Annotated in this window: 17 protein-coding genes; 9 read left to right on the plus strand and 8 right to left on the minus strand. The window is 65.8% G+C overall.

The genetic code is table 11. The features are described 5' to 3' along the window. From B7R93_RS15860 to B7R93_RS08465, 3 genes are all read left to right on the plus strand, one after another. The coding region (locus B7R93_RS15860; protein ID WP_232798205.1) for an alkaline phosphatase at window positions 1-591 on the plus strand (591 nt) is incomplete at its 5' end. Window positions 592-800: 209 nt separating this feature from the next. Beyond that, entirely contained in the window at window positions 801-1,028 is a 228-nt protein-coding gene (locus B7R93_RS08460; protein WP_103020347.1) for a cold-shock protein, read from the plus strand. Window positions 1,029-1,335: 307 nt separating this feature from the next. Beyond that, complete coding sequence (locus tag B7R93_RS08465) at window positions 1,336-1,896, plus strand: di-heme oxidoredictase family protein (RefSeq protein WP_198598626.1); 561 nt, start codon at window positions 1,336-1,338, stop codon at window positions 1,894-1,896. A 134-nt stretch (window positions 1,897-2,030) separates the two neighbouring features. On the opposite strand, the gene B7R93_RS08470 is transcribed toward B7R93_RS08465, so the two are convergent. The 8 genes from B7R93_RS08470 to B7R93_RS08505 all read right to left on the minus strand — a co-directional run bounded on the left by B7R93_RS08470 (window position 2,031) and on the right by B7R93_RS08505 (window position 11,710). Next, window positions 2,031-2,735: a ferredoxin--NADP reductase gene (locus B7R93_RS08470; protein ID WP_103020349.1), complete on the minus strand. Its 705-nt coding sequence runs from the start codon at window positions 2,733-2,735 to the stop codon at window positions 2,031-2,033. Between the two features lie 508 nt (window positions 2,736-3,243). Continuing rightward, on the minus strand, window positions 3,244-4,167 hold the full coding sequence (locus B7R93_RS08475; RefSeq protein ID WP_103020350.1) for a methyltransferase domain-containing protein: 924 nt from the start codon (window positions 4,165-4,167) through the stop codon (window positions 3,244-3,246). Between the two features lie 14 nt (window positions 4,168-4,181). Continuing rightward, the gene (locus B7R93_RS08480) at window positions 4,182-5,264 is read right to left on the minus strand and encodes a glycosyltransferase family 4 protein (RefSeq protein ID WP_103020351.1); all 1,083 of its coding nucleotides are present in this window, start codon (window positions 5,262-5,264) and stop codon (window positions 4,182-4,184) included. 33 nt (window positions 5,265-5,297) lie between these two features. Beyond that, window positions 5,298-5,666 (minus strand): 6-pyruvoyl trahydropterin synthase family protein, encoded by a 369-nt coding sequence (locus B7R93_RS08485; protein WP_103020352.1) that lies wholly within the window; start codon window positions 5,664-5,666, stop codon window positions 5,298-5,300. A gap of 85 nt (window positions 5,667-5,751) precedes the next feature. Next, a complete protein-coding gene (locus tag B7R93_RS08490; RefSeq protein ID WP_103020353.1) occupies window positions 5,752-6,789 on the minus strand; it encodes a zinc-dependent alcohol dehydrogenase in 1,038 nt (345 codons plus the stop codon). Window positions 6,790-6,833: 44 nt separating this feature from the next. Then, complete coding sequence (ribA, locus tag B7R93_RS08495; RefSeq protein WP_103020354.1) at window positions 6,834-8,195, minus strand: GTP cyclohydrolase II; 1,362 nt, start codon at window positions 8,193-8,195, stop codon at window positions 6,834-6,836. 415 nt (window positions 8,196-8,610) lie between these two features. Beyond that, entirely contained in the window at window positions 8,611-10,674 is a 2,064-nt protein-coding gene (locus B7R93_RS08500) for an aldo/keto reductase (RefSeq protein ID WP_103020355.1), read from the minus strand. 589 nt (window positions 10,675-11,263) lie between these two features. Continuing rightward, the gene (locus tag B7R93_RS08505; protein WP_103020356.1) at window positions 11,264-11,710 is read right to left on the minus strand and encodes a PH domain-containing protein; all 447 of its coding nucleotides are present in this window, start codon (window positions 11,708-11,710) and stop codon (window positions 11,264-11,266) included. A gap of 494 nt (window positions 11,711-12,204) precedes the next feature. On the opposite strand from B7R93_RS08505, the gene B7R93_RS08510 reads away from it, so the two are divergent. From B7R93_RS08510 to B7R93_RS08535, 6 genes are all read left to right on the plus strand, one after another. Continuing rightward, window positions 12,205-12,576 carry a DUF4112 domain-containing protein gene (locus B7R93_RS08510; protein ID WP_103020357.1) on the plus strand — a complete coding sequence of 124 codons (372 nt, stop codon included), beginning with the start codon at window positions 12,205-12,207 and terminating at the stop codon, window positions 12,574-12,576. Between the two features lie 285 nt (window positions 12,577-12,861). Beyond that, complete coding sequence (locus B7R93_RS08515) at window positions 12,862-13,662, plus strand: metallophosphoesterase (RefSeq protein WP_103020358.1); 801 nt, start codon at window positions 12,862-12,864, stop codon at window positions 13,660-13,662. 168 nt (window positions 13,663-13,830) lie between these two features. Beyond that, window positions 13,831-15,576, plus strand: a complete 1,746-nt coding sequence (locus tag B7R93_RS08520) for an L-aspartate oxidase (RefSeq protein WP_103020359.1) — start codon at window positions 13,831-13,833, stop codon at window positions 15,574-15,576. Between the two features lie 33 nt (window positions 15,577-15,609). Then, the gene (locus B7R93_RS08525; protein ID WP_232798207.1) at window positions 15,610-16,200 is read left to right on the plus strand and encodes a hypothetical protein; all 591 of its coding nucleotides are present in this window, start codon (window positions 15,610-15,612) and stop codon (window positions 16,198-16,200) included. A 48-nt stretch (window positions 16,201-16,248) separates the two neighbouring features. Further along, window positions 16,249-18,339 carry an ATP-binding protein gene (locus B7R93_RS08530; protein ID WP_232798209.1) on the plus strand — a complete coding sequence of 697 codons (2,091 nt, stop codon included), beginning with the start codon at window positions 16,249-16,251 and terminating at the stop codon, window positions 18,337-18,339. 33 nt (window positions 18,340-18,372) lie between these two features. Beyond that, window positions 18,373-19,701 carry a hypothetical protein gene (locus B7R93_RS08535; RefSeq protein WP_103020362.1) on the plus strand — a complete coding sequence of 443 codons (1,329 nt, stop codon included), beginning with the start codon at window positions 18,373-18,375 and terminating at the stop codon, window positions 19,699-19,701. The last annotated feature ends 17 nt before the right edge of the window (window positions 19,702-19,718 follow it).

A 19,718-nucleotide genomic window follows, 5' to 3' on the forward strand; every position in this document is an offset into this window, starting at 1 on the left:
GGCGGGCGCGTCGACCACGCAGCGCACGAGGACGACACGGGCGGCCTCGTGTACGACCAGGTTGAGTTCGACGAGGCCATCGGCACGGCGCTCGACTTCGCCGAGGGCCGCGACGACACCCTTGTCATCATCACCACCGACCACGGCAACGCCAATCCGGGCGTGAACGCCGCCGGCGACCGGTATTCGGACTCGAACGACATGTTTGACCGGGTTGCGGACTTCCAGTACACCAACAGCTGGATCCTCTCGGAGCTCGACGCGGACAGCACCTACCGGCAGATTCAGGACCGCGTGGCGGAGGCCTGGCAGTTCCCGATCCGGCGCGACGAGGCTGAACTGGTCCAGGACGCCTTGCGGGGCGAGTACCAGGCGGCCTACCGCGAGAAGAGCGATCCCGACCTGCTGCTCGGGGCCATCCAGGCCAATTACACGTCGGTCAACTGGCTCGGGGGGGACCACACCTCCGACTACGTGGAGCTTGCCGCGATGGGACCCGGCAGCGAGGCGATCGGCGACTTCACGCGCAACACGGACCTCTTCGACCTGATGGTGGAGTCGGCCGGGGTGCGAGAGTACGCGCGCGGCTGAGGGGAGAGCACCGGGGGGGAAGAAGGCGACTCCGTGAAGACGAGGCGCGAGCAGGTCGCCTGGGGAACTGCGTAGAGATTGATAGGTGAAACCTTGTACACTAACGCGCGTCATCACATAGTGTCGTTCCGGCAAGCAGGGGCTCTTCCCTCGCTGCCAGGTCGTCACCCAGAGGTGAGGCATCCCAAATACAGATTAGGTATACCTACATGGAAAAGGGCAAGCTTAAGTTCTTCGACACCTCCCGCGGATTCGGTTTCATCGAGCCTCTCGACGGGAGTGATGACGTTTTTCTCCACGCAAACAACATCTCGGGCATGACCTCCGGTGAAGATCTCCGGGAAGGGCAGACCATTGAGTATGAGGTCGAGCAGACCGAAAAGGGTCTCAGCGCCCTGAACGCCGCCCCGGCCGACGAGGCGAGCAGCACGCTTTAATGGCGCCCGTGGCGTCTCGGCAACTGTGAGACGCATTGCCATTTGGCAGCAGACGAAAGGGCTCGCTCCGATTCGGAGCGGGCCTTTTCTGTTTGGGGCATACCAGGTTGCCGTTGGCGGCGGCAGGCCAGTCGCCCTCCCGATTTACAACTGCACACCGATGCCCGGACGGCCACTTCTCGGCGGTGAAGTCTCCCATCTTCCCGTATCGGTCGTCGAGGGGCTCCCAAGTTAAGCCCAGAGCAGCGGCTTGCGTTCGTGCAATTCTCCAGATCCACTAAGGCTCTACCGGAAAGCAAGCGGGACTGTGGTAATCTGTCAGTCCTCAATCTGTGCGGGCCAACCACCCCACGAGGAGGCCGATAGTCTCAACAACGACCCGGAGGTGACCGCGGAAGCCGTGAGCCAGGTGACCTTCTACGTCCAAAGTCTCGGCGTGCCGGCCCGCCGTGATACTGAGGATCCGGCGGTGCGACGAGGAGAAGAAATTTTCAGCAACGTTGGTTGTGCCACCTGCCATCGTCCTGTTGCCGAGTCGGGTCGGCTGGAGGGGGTGCCGTCGGTGTCGAACCAGCAGTTTGCCCCGTACACCGATCTGCTGCTTCACGACATGGGCCCGGCCCTGGCCGACGGCCGTCCGGTCTTCGACGCGTCCGGTCGCGAGTGGCGCACGCCGCCGCTGTGGGGGCTCGGGCTCCGTGAGCTGATACAAGGCCACAACACACTTCTCCATGACGGCCGGGCCCGGTCGATCCGGGAGGCCATTCTCTGGCACGGCGGGGAGGCACGGCCGGCCCGTGAGCGCTTCCGCACCAAACTCTCGGGGGATGAGCGAGATGCCCTGGTTGCCTTCCTCCGCTCCCTCTGACACGTTCCCCGCCCGTCGGCACGAGCGGATGGGGTTTCTCAAGCATCTGTGGCATTTGTGCCCGATGGGCGTGCGCTCGGCCGGAGCGTGCCGAGATCCTTCGCGTGCCGGGGCGGCCCCCTCCCCCGATGACTCTACACCGCGTTTGCTTCCCAGCCCTCGGTAAAGATCCGGTCTTCGTCCACGCCGCGGTCTTGAAGGAGCGCCTCGGTGTCGACCACCATCGGCGGGATGCCGCAAACGTAGTAGTGCGGCGTGTCAAACGCGTCGCCGAGGGCCTCGTCGAGGTGCGTCTGCACGTGGCCGGTCGGGCCGCTCCAGTTCTCGTGGGAAAGTGAGTAGAGCACCCGCAGGTTGTCGTGGTCGGCCGAGAGATGGTCGAGCGTTTCCCGAAACATGATGTCCTCCTGCGTCCGCTCCCCGTAGAGAAACGCCACCTCTCCGGTGCCCTCTCGCAGATACTGCTTCAGCATCGCCACCATTGGGGTGATCCCGGTTCCGGTTGACAGGAAGACCGTGTCCCGCTCCAGGTCTCGGAGGTGCAGATTGCCCTTGAGCTCCGTAAGCGTGAGGGCATCCCCAACCGAACGCTCCGCCATCCACGTCGACGCCGCGCCGTCCTCGTAGCGCTTGATGGCGAGGGCGAGCGTGTCGGTCCCCGACAGGTTGACCGGCGTGTAGGGGCGCTTCACGGTCTCCCCGTCCTGCTCGAAGCTGATGACGGTGTGCTGGCCGGGACGGTAGGAAAACGTGTGATCCTCGACCCGCAAAAGATACTGTTTGACCCGAGGGGTCATCTGGTGGATGGACGTGAACGTTGCGTCGAAGGTAGAGGCCATGATCGGTAACCGAGTTGTGGGAAAGAGGAACCAAAAGAAATTCCGAGGGCGACGGTCGAGGGACGCCTTGGCAAAATAAGGTGGGGGGTGAGCGGGACCGTCACGTACTCCTTATTGGAAGCAGGCAGGAGGGGTTCTTCCCGCCGCAACGGTGGCGTAATTTGGCGGTCCGGCTGCCGGCCCAATCACTCATGTCTCCACGAGACTGGTTGGGAGACTCTCGGATGGATTCACGCACCAGTCCCGTGCGGGCCATGGGTGCCAAATGAATGCCGAACAGAGCGAAGTAGGTTGGCAAAACAACTTTGAAAATTGTCATTCCAAGCGGAGTCGAGGCGCTGGGAGCGCAGTAACCGAGTGCTCCTGGAGTGAATCTCTCGGAAGAAGGGCGGGAGCGACCCCTATGAGCCGCCTCCGCTTGATGCAAAGAGATTCTTCAACGCCCTCTTCTCACTGTTCGTCGATCGCTCAGAATGACTCTTGAGTAACCGTATGTCTTCGAGGCTACTTAGGGACTGCGGGCAAGCACATCCAGTTGATGAGCGATGTAGATCAGCTCCCCCGTTTCAACCTGTTGGCGACGGGTGGCAACCCAGTTCGCAAACGCCTCCGCATCCAATTCGGGATGGCCTGTGAGCTCCGTCTCAATAAAGTGCAGGATGTGGTGGAGAAAGTAGGCCTCGTCGCCGGGGTAGGCTCCGTCCTGGGGAACGACCACCCAGTCCGAGGAGCCCGCCTCTAGAAGCGGGGCGTCCGAGTTGTGAAGGTGGCGAAGGAGGCGCCGCCCACAGTGCGCGCCGGCCCGCTCGCCCTCCAGGCTCGGATCCGCCATGCTCTCGTGAAAGAGCCGCTCGACCCGTGCATCCAGGTCGGGGTTGACCCGTGGCTCAAACGCCGTCACCCCGTCGAAGTGAATGGGCAGGTACCACAGCCCTCCGGGGGCAAGGAGCGGGGCCAGTGCGCCGAGCGCGTCCGGGATGTGCAGGAGATCCAGGACCGCCTGGGCCACGAGTGCATCGTGGGGCGGGCCTTCGTGGGAGGCGGCTACGTCGAACAGGTCGGCCGCCGCGAATCGGACGGTGACCGTGATCGGGCCGTCGGTCCAGACCTGCGGCGTCCCGTCCGACACGCTGTAGCCGCGGCCCTCGGCCCAGGTGCGGAGCCCCGTCCGCGCCGCCTCCACGTTCTTGGACTCAAGGTCGACAAACGTGTAGTCGAGGTTGTCGACGGACCGGGACGCGAGGGCCTCAACGATTCGCTCAACGGTGGCCCCGACGCCGCCCCCAACCTCCAAGACGCGGACCGGTGAGGAGTCGCGCGCCGCAAGCTCGTCGACGAATCGGGACCACACGCGTCGGTTCAGGGCCCGAGCGTCGACGGTTCGCTTCGCCTCCAGGTAGCGCGGATAACTGTATGTCGCCGGTTCGGACACGGAGGGCCGGTGCGTTAGGATGGAGAGTGGCGTGCGATGCGATCCAGAAACGAGGCAATGCGGCGGCACGTCGCCGCCCAGGTGGGCGTCTCCTGGTATCGGGTTACCGCGGCCCGGCCCATCTCGGCGAGGTGCTCGCGGTCAGTGGCCCAGGTGTCAATCGCTGCCGCGATGTCCTCGGCCGTCTCGACGAAGTACCCGGTGTCGCCGTCGGAGACCACGTCTCGGACGCCCCCGTTCGGGCTTGCCAAAACCGGGAGGCCGCGGCCCATTGCCTCGACATACACGATGCCGTATCCCTCGTGGGCCGACGGCACGGCCAGGGCGTGCGAGGCGTCGAGCAACTCTTTTAGATCGTCGTCGGGCACCTGTCCGTGCAGGGTCACCCGGGAGGGATCGTCGAGCCGATCAATGGACTGACGCACGGTGGTCGTGTACATGTCGTCGGCCGACCGGTCACCAACGATGTCCAGCGTACACCGCGTCGATCGGGCCCGGGCAAGCCCCTCGATCAACAGGTGCGGGCGCTTCCGCGGAATGAGGTTGCCGACAAAGAGCAGCCGAAGCGCATTGCCTGCGCGCGCACGCTCAGACACGTGGTCCGGAGAGACCGGCGGCCCGAAGCGGCGCCCACTGGGGCGGGCGATGACATGGGGGCGTGTGTCCGCGAGGGCCTCCGCGGAGCGCTTCGTCGAGCGGCTGTTGTAGATGCGCGCGTCGGGGGTTCTCAGGTAGAGCCCTTCGAGAATGCGGGAGGCCGCCGCCGACAGGGCCGACCGCTGTTCCTCGGCGCGCAGGTGATGAACAATTGTGACGATGGGGGCATCGAGAACCCTTCGCAGCCAGACATTGCCGAGGGCGAGCGACGCGTGGTTGAGCTCGTCCTGCAGGAGGAGGTCGAGATCGCTGGCGCGAAGCCGGGCCCAGAATGAGGAGCTTAGGTTGTCGACCAGGCCCAACGGATAGGGGCGCTCCGGCTGAGAGAAAACGATGACCTCGTCGCCCCGTCCTCGCAGGTGGTCGACGAGCTTGCGATCGTAGAGGTATCCGCCCGATACCTGGGTCAGATCTCCGTAAATGACGAGGCCAATTCGCATCGGGGGGCCGAGAGGCGGTCGTCGAGAACCGATCTACGCGCTGTACGAGGCCCACGCGTCCTCGTCTTCCCAGATTTTGACCGTGGTGTCCAGTCCATCGGTGTCCAGCTGCTCCTCCAAAGCGGTACAGAAGAGCCGCGAAAAGTGCTCGATGCTGGGGTTCAGGCCCTCGAATTCCGGAAGGTCATTGAGCGTCGCGTCGCGGTACCGGTCCACGAGCCCGTCGAGGGCCGTCTCCACCTCCACGATGTCGACGAGGTAGCCGTTGTCGTTGAGGGAGGGGCCTTCGAGCAAGACCTCCACTTCAAAATGATGGGAATGCCATTCGTTTTCGGGACCGCAGTTGGGCACCGTGAGGTAGTGCTGGGCCACGAAGTCCCGGCGGACCATAAGCTCGTACATTCGACTCGACCGTGAATTGTGAGGGGAAACGCGCAAAGGACTCGAAAATCAGGCTGCTCGGTACTCGGGTTGCTCGGGGCCGACCCTACTCGTACGCAAAAATGGGCTGCAGCATCGACGCGCCGTCCGCCAGTTGCTCGTAGACGGACGGTGCCTCCCCTACGGCAAACCGATCGGAGATGAGGTGGCTGGGGGCCACCTCCGGCAGCAGATCCAGAACCACAGACATGCGCCGATCCTTTGTCCATCGGCCCTGATGAGACGGGTCCACCGTGCTCACTTGGCTGGAGATGATGTGCATCCGGGATCGGTGGAAGTGGCTCCCGAGGTCGATCGGGGCCGTTTTTGTTCCGTACCACGACCCGACGACGATCCGCCCGGCAAACCCGGTGTGCTGCACGGCCGTGTCGAGCACACTGGGCTGCCCCGTGAGCTCGTAGACGAGGTCCGCCCGCTCCGCACTGGTTGCGTCGCCCGACGACGCCGCGACGTAGCCGTCCACCTGCTCCAGGTTGTCGGCGGATGCGACGGCCTGTGCCCCGGCGGCCTCCGAGCGCGCCCGGCGGGCCGCGACCGGATCGACCGCCGCCAGCGTGCCCAGTGGATGGTCGGCAAGAAGACGGGTCGTCAGCAGCCCCACCACGCCCTGCCCGAACACCAGGACCGTCTCTCCGATCATGGGCTGCCCATCCATCACCAGATTGACGGCCGTCTCCATCGACGGAATCATGACGGCATCTGTGGGGTCCACAGATTCCGGCAGCCGGAGGAGCGCATCCGTCGGGGCGACGAACTGGGACACGTGCGGCTGGAACGCAAACACGGGGGCTCCCTTCCAGTCGCGCTCCACCCCTTCGCCCAGCGCCTCAACCTCTCCGACGCAGGCGTACCCGTACGAGAGCGGGTACGACAGGGTATCGCCCTGAAGCGCCTCGATGGAGGGATCAGCGTCGAGAGTGCCGGGCACATTTCCCTCGTACACGAGACGCTCCGTGCCCGGACTGATTGCGGAGTACTGAGTGCGCACGCGGACTTCGTCGGGGCCGGGCGACGGGGCCTCTTCCGTCACCACCTCTGCCTGTTCGGGGGCCGAAAATTGGACACGTTGGCGGGCTTGGGCCATGAGGAAAAGCGTCTCGTCGGAGCAAGGCGGGGGAGCGGATGTCTCTAGTCCGATGCGGGCCAGACCGGATCGCCCTCCACCACCAAGTCGTCTCCGTACCAGCGCTGCTGAACATGGGTCAGGTGCGGGAATTCGTCGGGCGCATCTGCCGATTCTGCCTGTGCAAGCGAGCCGAGTGCGGGGGTGCCCCCGACAAACATCGGGGCCACCGTCACAATGATTCGTTGCGCTTGCTGTCGCCGCAGAAAGGCCGTGAGCACCTGCGTCCCTCCCTCCACCATCACACTGGTGACGTGGTGCCCGCCCAGCTCCTCAAGCAGGGAGTCGAGACACACGCCCCCGTTTGGGGCACAGGGAAGCTCGTGGATCGTGGCGCCCCGGGCCGTGAGCGCCTCGCGACGGTCGGAGGCCGGGTCCGGGGCCGTGAAGATGAGCGGGTCCGGACCCTCACAGGTGAGGAGCTGAGCGTCCGGGGGGCATCGCAGGGAGGAATCCAGGACGATGGGAATGGGATGATCCGTCTCCCCCCGTCGGACGTTGAGGCGCGGATCATCCGACAGAACCGTCCCAATGCCGACGAGAATGCCGTCGTGAAGGGCCCGGAGGCGGTGTGTAAAGTCTAGTGCCTCCTTCCCACTGATCGGAAGTGGGGTGCCCGCCTCCGACGCGATCGATCCGTCCAGGCTCTGCGCGTAGGTGAGCGTCACGAACGGCGTGTCCGTCTCCCCGAAGTGGCGCTCCATCCGCTGCTCGAGGGACTGGAGGGAACTGGCATGTGCGTTGCCCTGAGAATGCCCGTTCGCTGGGCCTAGGTCCAGGATGTGGCGCATCCGGTCCACCTTCGTCCGGAGATAGTCCTCGTTGTGCTGGTTGACGTGTGGCTTCAGGGGCGCGCGCTTCGTGATGTCAATCCCCCGTTCGGTCAGGTCCTCGACCTTCCCCGGATTGTTTGTTAGCAGGCGGACCGACGAGACGCCAAGGTCCTCCAGGATTGTCGCTGCAATTGTGTAATCGCGCTCGTCGGCCTCGTGGCCGAGCATCCGGTTGGCCTCGACGGTGTCGTACCCCTCATCCTGCAGGTTGTAGGCGCGGAGCTTGCTCTGCAGCCCAATGCCGCGTCCCTCCTGCCGGAGATACAGGATTACGCCCTGTCCCTCTTCGGCGACGCGCCGCATGGACGTGTCCAGCTGCTCCCCGCAATCGCAGCGGAGCGACCCGAGAACGTCCCCGGTGAAACACTCCGAGTGGGCGCGAACGAGGACGTCGTCGTGTCCCTCAACATCTCCGCAGACGAGTGCGAGGTGGTCCTTGTCATCTTCGCTGTTCTCGTAGAGAAACAGTGTAAACTCACCGTCCACGGTTGGGATGCGGGCACCGGTGAGGCGTTGAACGGAAGGGGAGTCCATGCGGATTGGCGGCGTTCAGTCTCGTAACAGAGAGGAAGGGGCGAGGCAAGCTACCCCCAGCTCTGAGACAGAGGCGTTGCCCTTCGTGGGAGATGAAGGCTTTTGGCACGTCTCAGATCGAAAAGCGGAATGCTTGCTCTCCAAAGGGTGTTTCCCGGAAGTTATTCTGTTACCAGATTCGGAGAACTTTGCGGGGGCTGTTTGAGGGGGGCCGGCCGACCGGGACGGTCCTCACACCGGCGGCGTCGGCAGCAGGCCCGTTCGGGCGAGGCGCCCTCGAAAAAGACGCATCCCCGGCCCCGAATTCAGTCTCAGAAGGAAGACAGGTCCCGCCGGGTAGATGGGTCTCCACGGTCTCACGCAATGCTTCTTGCGCCACTGTACAGAGCATTGTGCCCCGCGATGCCCCGGATGCTCACGGCCGCTCGAAGTCCGACCGATGAAGTGCATCGATGGTGGCCATCTCGTCCTCACTGAGTGTGAACCCGCACACGTCGGCGTTGGCGTGCACGTGATCGGGAGCGGTACTGGACGGGATGGGAACGACGCCGTGCTGGAGGTTCCACCGCAGCACCGCCTGCGCCGTCGAGACGCCGTGCGCACTGGCGATGGGCTGTATGGCATCGTCGTCGAGCAGCCCCGGGACGGAGAGGGGCGAGTGGGCGATGACCCGAATCCCTCGCGCGTGGGCGAGGTCGATCAGCTCCGTCGGGTGGTGGTACGGGTGGCATTCCACCTGCACGACCGCGGGGGGAACCGCTGCGAAGTTTAGAAGCGACGCCAGTTGGTCGCGGGACACGTTGCAGATGCCGAGCGTGTCCGTTCGGCCGTCCTCGCGGAGCGCCTCCATCTCCCGCCACGTCTCGGCCAGCGTGACGTCGGCCTCCAGCGGTTCCCCCGCCTCATCGCTCGGGAAGGTGAGGGTCGCGGCCTCTTCGTGGGAGAGGTGCGACACGTCCCCCAGTGGCCCCTGGTGCTGCCAGGCCGTGGGCCAGTGCAACATGTAGCAGTCGAACGTGTCGATCCCCAGGCGCTCCAGCGAGTCCCGCGCCGCGGCCCGCAGGTGCTCCGGGCGGTGGTTCGTGTTCCACGCCTTCCCGACCAGGAATAGCTGCTCTCGCGGCGGCCCCAATGGCCCCTCGATCAGGGAGCCCAGGGTCGCCTCCGTCCCGTAGAGCTCGGCGGTATCGAACAGGCGAACGCCTGCCGCCAGGGCATCGGCCATCGAGGCGTCGAGGTCGACGTACGTCGTTCCCCCCCGGTAGCGCGAGCAGCCGAACCCGATGGGCGGAAGGTCGATGGCGTCATCTTCCGGGCCCTCCAAAGTGGAAGGGGACTCGGTTGCAGCGGCCGGGTCGGCGGAGTTGGGGAGCAGCGGGTGAACGGTGCGGTGCGGCTCCGTGGCCCTCGTCCACGGCAGCAGATCCGGCCTGGAGAACCCGACCGGATCGACCGTGACAGAGGCCCCCTCCTCCGCGCAGGCCTCGATGGCCTCAATCGCAGCGACGAGGTGAGCGGCCTGGCGGCCGGACGCTCGGGGCGTTCCCCCACTGCGCGCGGCCCGGGCCGCCTCCGCCACCGTCGCCGCGTAGGACAGCGGGGCCGGACGGCGGGGGAGCGGGCACGGGCGGTACGGTTCCCCCAGGCGCGCCACCTGCAGCAGCGGCGCGTCGGTGTCCCCGTCGAAGTTTCCGCAGTCGTCGAGGTACAGCGAGCCGGCGTCCCCGTGAACCTCAAGGCTCGAAAAATGCTGCGTCTGGTGCGGCACATACAGGCTCGCCGTCAGCTGGACGAGCGTCCCGCTTTCCATCTCCAGCGTTGCCGCGACGTGGTCCGGCGTCTCCACTTCGAGGGTGTGCCCGTCGTGGTCGTGCTCCTCGAGCAGGAGGGACACGTCGGCCGTGCGCACCTCCGTGACCGGTCCAAAGATGGTCGTGAGGACGGTAAGCGGGTACACGGCTCCGTCGTAGAGCGGGCCGACGCGCAGAAACGGCTCCGGGTTCGGGTTCCACTCCGTCGTGCGCCCAAAGTTGCCGACGGCGTACGCCATTCGAACCGGCCCGATGTGACCGGTGCGGAGGAGGCGGGCGGCGTACTGTTGGGCGTCGGCCTGTCCGGAGATCGGTGCACAGGCGAGCACACGGTCGTTGCGGTCCGCGAGATCGACGAGCCCGCGGGCCGTCTCGAGATCCAAGGCCAGGGGCTTTTCACTGACCACGTGGCGTCCCGCCTCCAGGCACGCTCTTGTCACAGGGGCGTGGGCGTCGTGGATCGTAAGGTTGAGCACGAGGTCGGCATCGCTTCCCGCAAGCAGCGCGTCGACGTCTCCGAAGGCGTCGGCCTCGTGCGGGGCCGCGAGCGACTCCGCACGCTCCTTCTCGAGATCAGCCGTGGCCACGAGTGAAAGATTCGGGTACGTGGAGAGCCCCTCGGCGTAGGCCGAGGCGATGTGACCGCACCCTACGATAGCAACATTCATACGACGGTAGAAACGTGAGTGCACAAAGCTTCCGAACGAAAGTAGCCACCGGCCAGGGGCGATCTGATGCGCCGAATCCGTGAAAAGGGTTGCCGGACGCGGCCGCGATCATCCACCGATGGCCCCCTGGACTCCCGGGGGGATCCCCTACAACGTTTGTGGAGATTCGATCCCATCGGGGGCATGGCCGAAAGATTAAATCAAAACAGGCTCTAAAAATCACCCGCGAAACGGCATCGTGGGGCCCCCTTGTTCGGGCCCAGATGGCTACGGAACGCGTCTTTCACAGCACCGGGCCGAGTGTGGGAGGAGCCGCAACGGTCGTGCGCTTCTGCCAGGACGAACCTGTCGGTTTGGGGGCCCTGCCGTGAATCTGAACAAAACCAATCAACGGCGTGCGCCCACCTCGCACACTCAAGTCACGCCGGGCGGGGGAGGACGACGGCAACGCCCCCAGTGAATTCGTTGCCGTGGCGGCTTGGCGAAGTGTTCTGACGAATCCCAGTCACATCGCTCACAGTCTCCGATCCCGTCTTGCGTACACGGACCACCGTCGGGACCGCAGCCAGCACCTTCGTCAACAACACGCCTACCCGTGCTGGCGATAGATGAGATCTCTGATCCCCTCCGGGTTCTCCAGGTCGCGCATCGTGAGCTCAATGCCGGACTGGCCAGAACTTGAGAGCCGGAGCGTGCCGCATCCCATCAGCCGGTGGATCGGGCCCTGGTCGATCTGAACGTTTCTGATGTTGCGGTGGGCAAGTTCGGTCGTGCGATTGCTTACAATGCCCGATCGCTTGCGGACCCGAGAGCGGGTAACGACGAGCTCCCGGCTTCGCGCCTGGAGCCACATCCAGAAGAGCGGAAAGGGCCCACAGAGGCCTGCCGCCAACACTGCCGCCCATCCAGTGTTGACCAGCGCCCCGCCCAGCACGAACGGGGCCGCCGTCGCTGACAGCAGGCCGAAGAGCGTGACACTGAATGGATGGGCCGCCCACAACTTTGGCTCCGCCCGGAAAACAACCTCTTCAGGCATCGCGTGCTCTCGTTTCTCGGTTGGCGTCGGGACTGAATACAGGTCGTCTCTCTCGCCCACAAAGTCCCCTGCGTCGCGTTCCTGGAATCCCCCCGTGACCCGCGATGGGCCCCGGTGTCTTTCCGCGCCCCGCCCCGTCCTTCGGGGGACCGTCTCCAGTCCGAACGCGCCGCAAGAATGCGGCCCGCTTCTGTTCGGGCGTCCGCTCTTGCTCGACAAGGGATCGAGACGTTGCGGACCTGAAGACCGGCAGCGGTCCACGGCAGGCCGTCGGGCTTCGCCAGGGGCCGAAAGCGTAATCTTTCTCCAACGTCCCGTACTCAGTACGGCGCGAGCCTGTCTCTCACGGCCGAGTCGCCGTGGACGAGTAACTTTTTCGCTCGGGCCTTTGTACGAGCGCACAGAAAAAACACAAGAGTGCGGCGGCGCGGCACTCCCGGTGACGTGCCCGCTCGACCTCCTCCGAAGTGGCTCTGCACACGTCCTCCCACCCCATGACCACGGACTCATCCACACAAAACTTGGGCACTCCGGGGGCGACTCCCCTCACAGAGCGCCTGGATCGGTTTGCGTACTGGAGTGACGACTGCATTCCACTTCCGGGCCTTGATGCCCGCATTGGGCTCGATCCGGTCGTCGGCCTCGTGCCGGTCTGGGGAGACATCATCACAGCGGCTGTTTCCTGCTACGTGCCGTACGAGGCGTATCGTGTTGGCGCCCCGCCGTCGCTCCTCTTCAAGATGCTGGTGGTCATCGCCGTGGATGCCCTTTCGGGGTTCATTCCCGTCGCAGGAGATCTCATCGACGCCGTCTTCAAGGCAAACAAGGTGAACGTGCAGATGCTGAAGAACCACCTTGGGGCCTGATCCCGGAGCGCAGGCATGCCCTGTCTGCTTTTGGGGCCTGCCTGTCGGCACCAGTTTCGGCCAGCCCCGAGACTCCCCAGTGCGCATTCTCCAGTGTACGGTCGGCGCAACGGCTGCTTGCGGTCCAGCGTGGCGGCTGCATCGGTGTCCGGAAATGATGCGCCTGTTGCGGAAGGGGCAGGAGGGCACCAGAACCTGTCCGAACAGTCCTGAGTGGGCCGCCCCGGGAAGACCGGTGTTCCGCATTCCTCCCGACAATTCCGTACGGCTTACGCGGTCTGTTCGATGCGCCTCCGCATTCTCAGCGACGTCCACATCCGCGACCACGGCCCGCCCGGCCTGCCTCGGCGGGCTGCCACCCCCGCGGCCGACGTGATCGTAGTTGCGGGGGATGCCCATCGAAGGACAAAATCTATCCGGTGGATGCGGGCTGCCTTCCCGCAGCGCCCCGTCGTGTGCGTTGCGGGCAACCATGAATTTTACGACGGCTGTTTTGAGTCGACGCTCCACGCGCTCCGCCAGGCCGCGGACGACCCCTCCGCGGCGGCCCGCAAGGGGACAAACCCGAGCGGGGTATATTTCCTCGAGCGAGACGAGATCGTCCTCGGCGGGCTCCGGATCCTGGGCTGTACCTTCTGGACCGACTTTGGCCTGTTCGAGGGGCGACGGCCCCGCGCTGTGCGCGCCTGCCGGGCCAACGTGGACGACTACCGGCGCATTCACCTGCTCCGTGCTCGTCGCCCGCTCCGGCCCCGCGACACGGCGCGGCTGCACCAGACCTCGGTTCGGTGGCTGCAACGACGCCTTGCGGATTCGCCCTCCGGTGTACGGGCGACGATCGTGCTTACCCACCATCCCCCGTCTCCCCGATCGGTGGACCCGCGGTACCCCCACAGCCTCACCAGTGCCGCCTTCGTGGCCCGCGAAGGGCCGCTCGTCGAGGCCTCCGGCGCTCCGCTCTGGGTGCACGGGCACGTCCACGCCTCCTTCGACTACCGGCTCGGCGACACGCGTGTGCTGGCCAATCCGCAGGGGCACGGCACCGAGAACCCCGACTTTCGGCCCGACTTGACGGTCGAAGTGTAGCGTGCTCCGGAGACATTCGCTCGGAGGCCGCCTCAGCAAACGACATCGCCACAGCTGTTACGTTCTCTCTATTCCTGATTCGTAGCAGAAAATAAAGAATATTGGTCCCCCTCCCACACGTAAAGTCAGTGCTAATCAAAAGATGCATTGTCCCCGCGCACACCACACATGAGCACTCCATCCACCCCCGAAACTGTATCGACGAGCGTCCTCATCATCGGGGCCGGGGGGGCCGGGCTCCGCACCAGCATTGAGCTGGCGTCGCACGGCATTGACTGTCTCGTCCTGGGCAAGCGCGCCCACGGAGATGCCCACACCATCTGGGCCGCCGGGGGCATCAATGCTTCCCTTGGGAGCCTCGACCCGGAGGACCGGTGGGAAATTCACGCCGCGGACACCCTCGATGAGGGGCACTTCGTGAACGATCCCACCGCCGTCGAAACGCTCTGCAAGCGGGCGCCGGACCGCATCCGAGAACTCGCCGAGTGGGGCATGGCCTTTGACCGGACCGACGAGGGCGCGATCAATCAGCGCTACTTCGGCGCCCAGTCGTTCCGCCGCACCTGCTTCGTCGGCGACCGCACCGGGCAGGCCCTCATGGACACGCTCGTCCAGAAGGCGATGGACCTGGAGGTTCCGTACCGCGAAAACCTGTACATTACCGACCTGGTGGTGGAGAGTGGACAGGCCGCGGGCGCGGTCGGGTTCGACATGGACGCGGGCCGGCCCGTGGCCTTCGACGCGGACGCCGTCGTGATCGCGGCCGGCGGCCACACCTCGTTGTACCGCCGCAGCTCCTCGCGCCCCGACGAGAACACGGGCGACGCGCAGGCCCTGGCGTTCAAGGCCGGTGTGCCGCTGCGCGACATGGAGTTCGTGCAGTTTCATCCCACCGGAAAGGTGACGCCGGAGGAGGAGGCCGGACACCTCGTCACCGAGGCGGTGCGGGGCGAGGGCGGGCGGCTCTACAACACCGAGGGCGAGCGCTTCATGGAGCGCTACTCCCCGACGCAGATGGAGCTGGATGCCCGCGACGTGGTGGCCCGTGCCAACGAGCAGGAGATCCGTGAGGGGCGTGGGACAGAGGACGACGCTGTGCTGCTCGACATCTCTCATCGCGACGACGACTACATCCACGACCGACTTCCCCGAATGGTGGAAGAGTTTGCCGAGCACGGGATCGACATCACCGAGGAACCGATGGAGGTGGCGCCGACGGCCCACTACGCGATGGGGGGCATCGAGGTGGACTTCGAGACGGCCCAGACGGAGATCAACGGCCTGTACGCCGTCGGGGAGTGTACCGCCGGCGTGCATGGCGCCAACCGCCTGGGTGGCAACTCGCTGATCGAGACGGTTGTCTTCGGCCAGATTGCTGGACACCACATCGCGGAGACGCTGGAGACCCGCCCGAGCCCGTCGCTGTCCGAGGCGGCGGTGCAGGACCACGTCACGACGCAGGACGCACTCGCCGCGGCCGAGGGGACACACGCTCCCGCCGAGATCATGGACGAGCTTCGCGATCTGATGTGGCGATGCGCGGGCATCCTGCGCGACGAAGATGGGCTTCTAAACGGCCTTCGTGGGCTGCAACGGCTCCGGGCCGACGCGGAAGACCTGCAGGTCCAGGCCGACCGTACGAGCCGCCGCTACGAGCGAGCGCAGAACCTGCGCTTCATGTTCACCACGGCGGAGACCATTCTGCGAGGCGCACTGGAGCGGACGGAGTCGCGCGGTGCCCACGCCCGGACCGACCACGAGGCGAAAGATCCCGACTGGCGGCAAAACATTCGGAGTCTTCCCACGGGCGACGGCGGCATGGACATCGGCCTGGAGACGGCCGGGCAGCCCTCTCGTCGCGTCCAGCAGGCCGTGGACGAAGAGCACGAGCTCGACTACCACCACTTGGAGTAACCCCTTGCCGTGATGGCCCGTCTTCGGACGAGTGTGCATTCCTCTCTGATCGTCATCCTGGGGGGATTGCTGATCGGCGCTGTGGGTCTGTCGCAGACCTCCGTCGCGCAGGCCGACGGCCCAGGACGTCTGGGGGCGGGCGCACACTGGGCTGCCTTCCGGAGCGATGTCCTGAGCCCCGAGTTCTTTTTCAAGAGCATCGGATCCGCCACCGGGTCGCACCTCGACGACGACCCAGGCGCCTGGGGCGAGGCGGTGGGCGGGTATGCAGCCCGTGTCGGGTCGAGCACAGGAGAATCGTTGCTTCAGACCGGCACGATGCACGGACTGGCCGCCGCCCTGCACCTTGACATTCGTCCCCGCCTGCGCCGCCATAGCGGCACCGGGGCTCGGCTTCGGCACGCAGTGTTATCCCCCTTTATTGCCCGGACCCCCACCGGCGCTCGCGTGCCGAATGCCCCAAATGTCGCCGCCACCTACGGCGGCGCCCTTGCCCAGGCGCGCTGGGAACGAGGAAGATGGGCGCCCGGCCGCGCTCTCCAAAGCATGAGCGTATCCCTCGGGATCGACGTTGTAATCAACATCTTCCGGGAGTTTTTGGGGACGCCGCTCAGCCGCGACTAAGTGCTTGTCGCGACGCGCTCTTCTGTCGTTTTTGTTTGTATGGCTCCGATGGCCGAATCCACTCCTGACACGCGGCGGCCCGACACGCCGGACGACCCGGTCGAAGCCCTGACCGTCGATGCGCTTCACACGACCCTCAACGATGCGGGGTACATTTGCTCCCGCGACCGGGCCCGGAGCGTGCTGGCGGCCCTCATGACTGACCCGCTGGGTGGCTTCTTCGCGTTTGGTCCGCCCGGCACCGGCAAGACGTGGCTGCTGGAGGTGCTGGGCGACATCCTGGACATGAACACCTTCTTCAAGCAGGTCAGCCCCGGCAGTCGGGAAGAGGACCTGATCCTCGACCTGCTCCCCGACGAGGATGCAGAGAGCGGGATCAAGAAGCAGTGGGGCGAACTGCCGAAGGCGGTCCGGGCCAGCCACGAGGGCAACACGCTCCTCATCCTCGACGAGTGGGACAAGACGCGCCCCACCGCCGACGCCTTCCTGCTCGACTTCCTGCAGAACGGGCGGGTCAACTACGGCGACATTCAGGTGCAGGCAAACATGGACAACCTCTACGTCTGCATCACGCTCAACGACGAGCGCGACCTGTCCGGGCCGGCCCACCGGCGGATGCCGTACCTCCACTTTGAGCCGCTGCACCCGTCGCTCGTCCGTGAGGCGCTGCGCCGGTCGCACGGGGGCCACCCCTACCTGGAGGCGGCCGTCAACCTCTACGTGCGGTGCGAGCTGTCGATGATGGAGAAGAGCTGCACGATTCAGGAGCTGAAGCAGTTGCTCGACGCGATCCGCGTGTTGGGGCCCGACGATGCGGACTGGGACCCGCTCGTGCTCGACTACGTGACCAAGGACCGCGACAACCACCGCCTCTTGAAGAAGGCCGAGGACGTGGACACGTCCGACTGGGAGGAGGCAGGCTGGACGGCGGAAGCCGATGCGGACCCGCTCGACCCATCCGCCTACGCCCCGGTCGACCTTCCGGACCGGGCGACGGCCTCCAACGGGGAGGGCGACGCGGCGACGCGTCTGCCGCCCATGGCGGACGTGAAGGGGTACACGCCGCCCCAGAACAATGAGACCCCGGACCTTGCCGCCGCGTTTGCTGCACTGGAGGGCAGCCCCTCCGTCTACGATGCCCTCACCCGTCAAGAGCCCCCGGCCGAGGCCCCGGACCGCTTCGGACGGGTGCAGGTGCAGGGCGACACCATCACCTTCGACGCCCCGGTGCCGCTCATGGAGCACGACGGGTACGCCGCTGACCTGTGGGGCCACCCCGGCGAGATCGTGTTTGTAGAAGAGACCGCCACCCGCGCGGACCTGCGCATGCTTCAGGCAGAGCGGGGGCTGGAGTTCATCTCCTACGCCGACGACGAAATTATCGGGCGCTACGATGGGCTGCACCTCCGCTGGACGCCGGACGTGGGGGCCGAGATGATCGTACCGACCGCCCGCCGAGACTCCTTCGACGACCTGCTGCGCGGCACGTGGCTGAACGAGGTCGAAATCGCGGGGCCCGCCGACCTGCCCACGCCCGTGCTGGCCCGGCTGGGGACGCAACAGGTGGGGGTCGTGGAGGCCCGGCACGCCGATGAGCCGGTAGCGGACCCGTACTTTGCCGGTGTCTTCGACTACTGGACCCGGAACGATCAGGACACCGTTGAAACCGCCGAGGTCCCGGGCTACGACGCGTTCATGGACTACGCAGAGGCGCACGCCGATCCGCTGATTCTGGAAGGAGATGCCGTCTATGCCCTCTTTGACGGACTGCTGATCGGCCTCGTTGGGGCAAAGAACGACCACCTCGTCGTGTCGGTCACCGGCCCGGTTGACCCTGCGGTTGAGTCGTACCTGCAGCACTGGCTGCCCAGCGCCAAGCTCTCCCTGCGCCGGAATGTGGCCGTGCAGGTCTCTGCGAAGACGCTTGTGCAGGACCACGGATTCGGCGTGGTTCGTCCTTCCGACGACCGTCCGAGCCCGGGCAAGAAGCTCGTGCGCATCGAGGAGGGGATCAAGAGCATCTACCGCGACGGACACCTCACCGTGGGCACTCAGATGTCGGGCCGGCAGATTACGGCCCATCGCGTAGAGCTCCTCATCCGCAATATCGACCAGACGCTCGACGAGTTCGCCGGGTAGTTCCTCCGTCTGTGCCATACGCCCCAATGCGCCATGCCTGACTCGCCCCCCGAACACGAGGTGCCGGATCCTGATCCCGTGGCGGACGACGAGTCCCCTACGGTGGAACGTCGCTGGCGGCCCACCGCCGACGCCCCATTCCACGTTCCTGCGTCCTCGGAGGCAGATGCGGCCACCGAGGAAGGCTCCGCGCCGCTCCCGGACGCGCCCCCTGGGGATGAGGAGGCGGCCCAGGACGAGCACGATCCGACGCCCCCGGAGGCATCGACGGAGAGAGCGCCCGTGGCCGATCAAAACCCAGGCGGTCCAGTGCTCCCGGAAGACGCGAGGACGGAGGGATCGTCCTCGACCGACGCGTCCTCGACGACGGCCCCCGACGGTGTCTCAGGCGAGGCGTCCCGGTCTGGAAGCGGTGGAGGGACGCCCACTCCCAACCGGGGCGACCGGGCGAACCGCCCGTCCGAATCCCGTCCCGCCCCCAGTGCCGTGGACGAGTCAGAACAGACGCTTCCCCCAGCCCCCGACGGCGCCGAAGACGCGGCCCGCGAGGGCCACGACGAAGCCCTGGCGGAGGCCCCCAGCGACGAGTCGTGGATTGACCACGTACAAGAGCCGCCTCAGGTGCCCTCCGACCAGGACGAAAACGACGATGAGGACTTCTTCACCGACCAACGCCGGCGTGCGTCCGGGGCTGAGCGTGTAGAGGAGGAGCTCCAAGCGTTCGCCTACGAGGTGAACGACGGGACCGCCGATACCGACTGGACCCCCTCGAAGCAGAGGGACCACCGGATCGCCGCAATGTTTGCCCGCCTCGTGAGCAAGGTGGCCGAAGACATGAGCTACCAGCAGGTGCCCGGGGACGAGTTCTGGGATCCGCGCAAGATCATGCGACGGCAGATTGACCGTCGCCCCTTGCAGCACTGCAAGATGGACTACACGAAGCGCCGGCTGGCCCTGCTGGTCGATACCTCGCCCTCCTGCCGCGACGAGGCGGTCTTTTACTCAAAGGTGGCCACTGGGGCCCTCCTTCGCGATGACATCGACATCTTCTTGTGTCCCAACGGGCGCATCGACGCCAAATTCGATCCGGAGCCAATGCGGTTCGTTCAAGACGATCGGGGCGTCGCATGGGACCTGGAGGGACGGGTGGTCCTCTACTTTACCGACTGGGATGGCACCGATGAGATCGTAGAGCACTCCCGAGACTGCACCCTCTACTGGTTCGACAACTGCCCCCCGTCGAAATACTGGGAGAGCGCGCGGGATCGCCACCAGCGGGTTCGTCTTCAGTACCGGGGGCAACACTTCCACTGTCCCGACCCCGATGCCTTCCGGCGGCTCGCGCGCAAAATCCGGCCGTGAGGGTCCGTCCGGGCCCA

This window comes from Salinibacter altiplanensis (assembly GCF_002894645.1).
Classification (GTDB): domain Bacteria; phylum Bacteroidota; class Rhodothermia; order Rhodothermales; family Salinibacteraceae; genus Salinibacter; species Salinibacter altiplanensis.

Coding starts and splice junctions, on each gene's coding strand:
- B7R93_RS08460 (WP_103020347.1), top strand. CDS start 801: ATGGAAAAGGGCAAGCTTAAGTTCTTCGACACCTCCCGCGGATTCGGT.
- B7R93_RS08470 (WP_103020349.1), bottom strand. CDS start 2,735: ATGGCCTCTACCTTCGACGCAACGTTCACGTCCATCCACCAGATGACC.
- B7R93_RS08480 (WP_103020351.1), bottom strand. CDS start 5,264: ATGCGAATTGGCCTCGTCATTTACGGAGATCTGACCCAGGTATCGGGC.
- B7R93_RS08485 (WP_103020352.1), bottom strand. CDS start 5,666: ATGTACGAGCTTATGGTCCGCCGGGACTTCGTGGCCCAGCACTACCTC.
- B7R93_RS08490 (WP_103020353.1), bottom strand. CDS start 6,789: ATGGCCCAAGCCCGCCAACGTGTCCAATTTTCGGCCCCCGAACAGGCA.
- ribA (WP_103020354.1), bottom strand. CDS start 8,195: ATGGACTCCCCTTCCGTTCAACGCCTCACCGGTGCCCGCATCCCAACC.
- B7R93_RS08500 (WP_103020355.1), bottom strand. CDS start 10,674: ATGAATGTTGCTATCGTAGGGTGCGGTCACATCGCCTCGGCCTACGCC.
- B7R93_RS08505 (WP_103020356.1), bottom strand. CDS start 11,710: ATGCCTGAAGAGGTTGTTTTCCGGGCGGAGCCAAAGTTGTGGGCGGCC.
- B7R93_RS08510 (WP_103020357.1), top strand. CDS start 12,205: ATGACCACGGACTCATCCACACAAAACTTGGGCACTCCGGGGGCGACT.
- B7R93_RS08515 (WP_103020358.1), top strand. CDS start 12,862: ATGCGCCTCCGCATTCTCAGCGACGTCCACATCCGCGACCACGGCCCG.
- B7R93_RS08520 (WP_103020359.1), top strand. CDS start 13,831: ATGAGCACTCCATCCACCCCCGAAACTGTATCGACGAGCGTCCTCATC.
- B7R93_RS08530 (WP_232798209.1), top strand. CDS start 16,249: ATGGCCGAATCCACTCCTGACACGCGGCGGCCCGACACGCCGGACGAC.
- B7R93_RS08535 (WP_103020362.1), top strand. CDS start 18,373: ATGCCTGACTCGCCCCCCGAACACGAGGTGCCGGATCCTGATCCCGTG.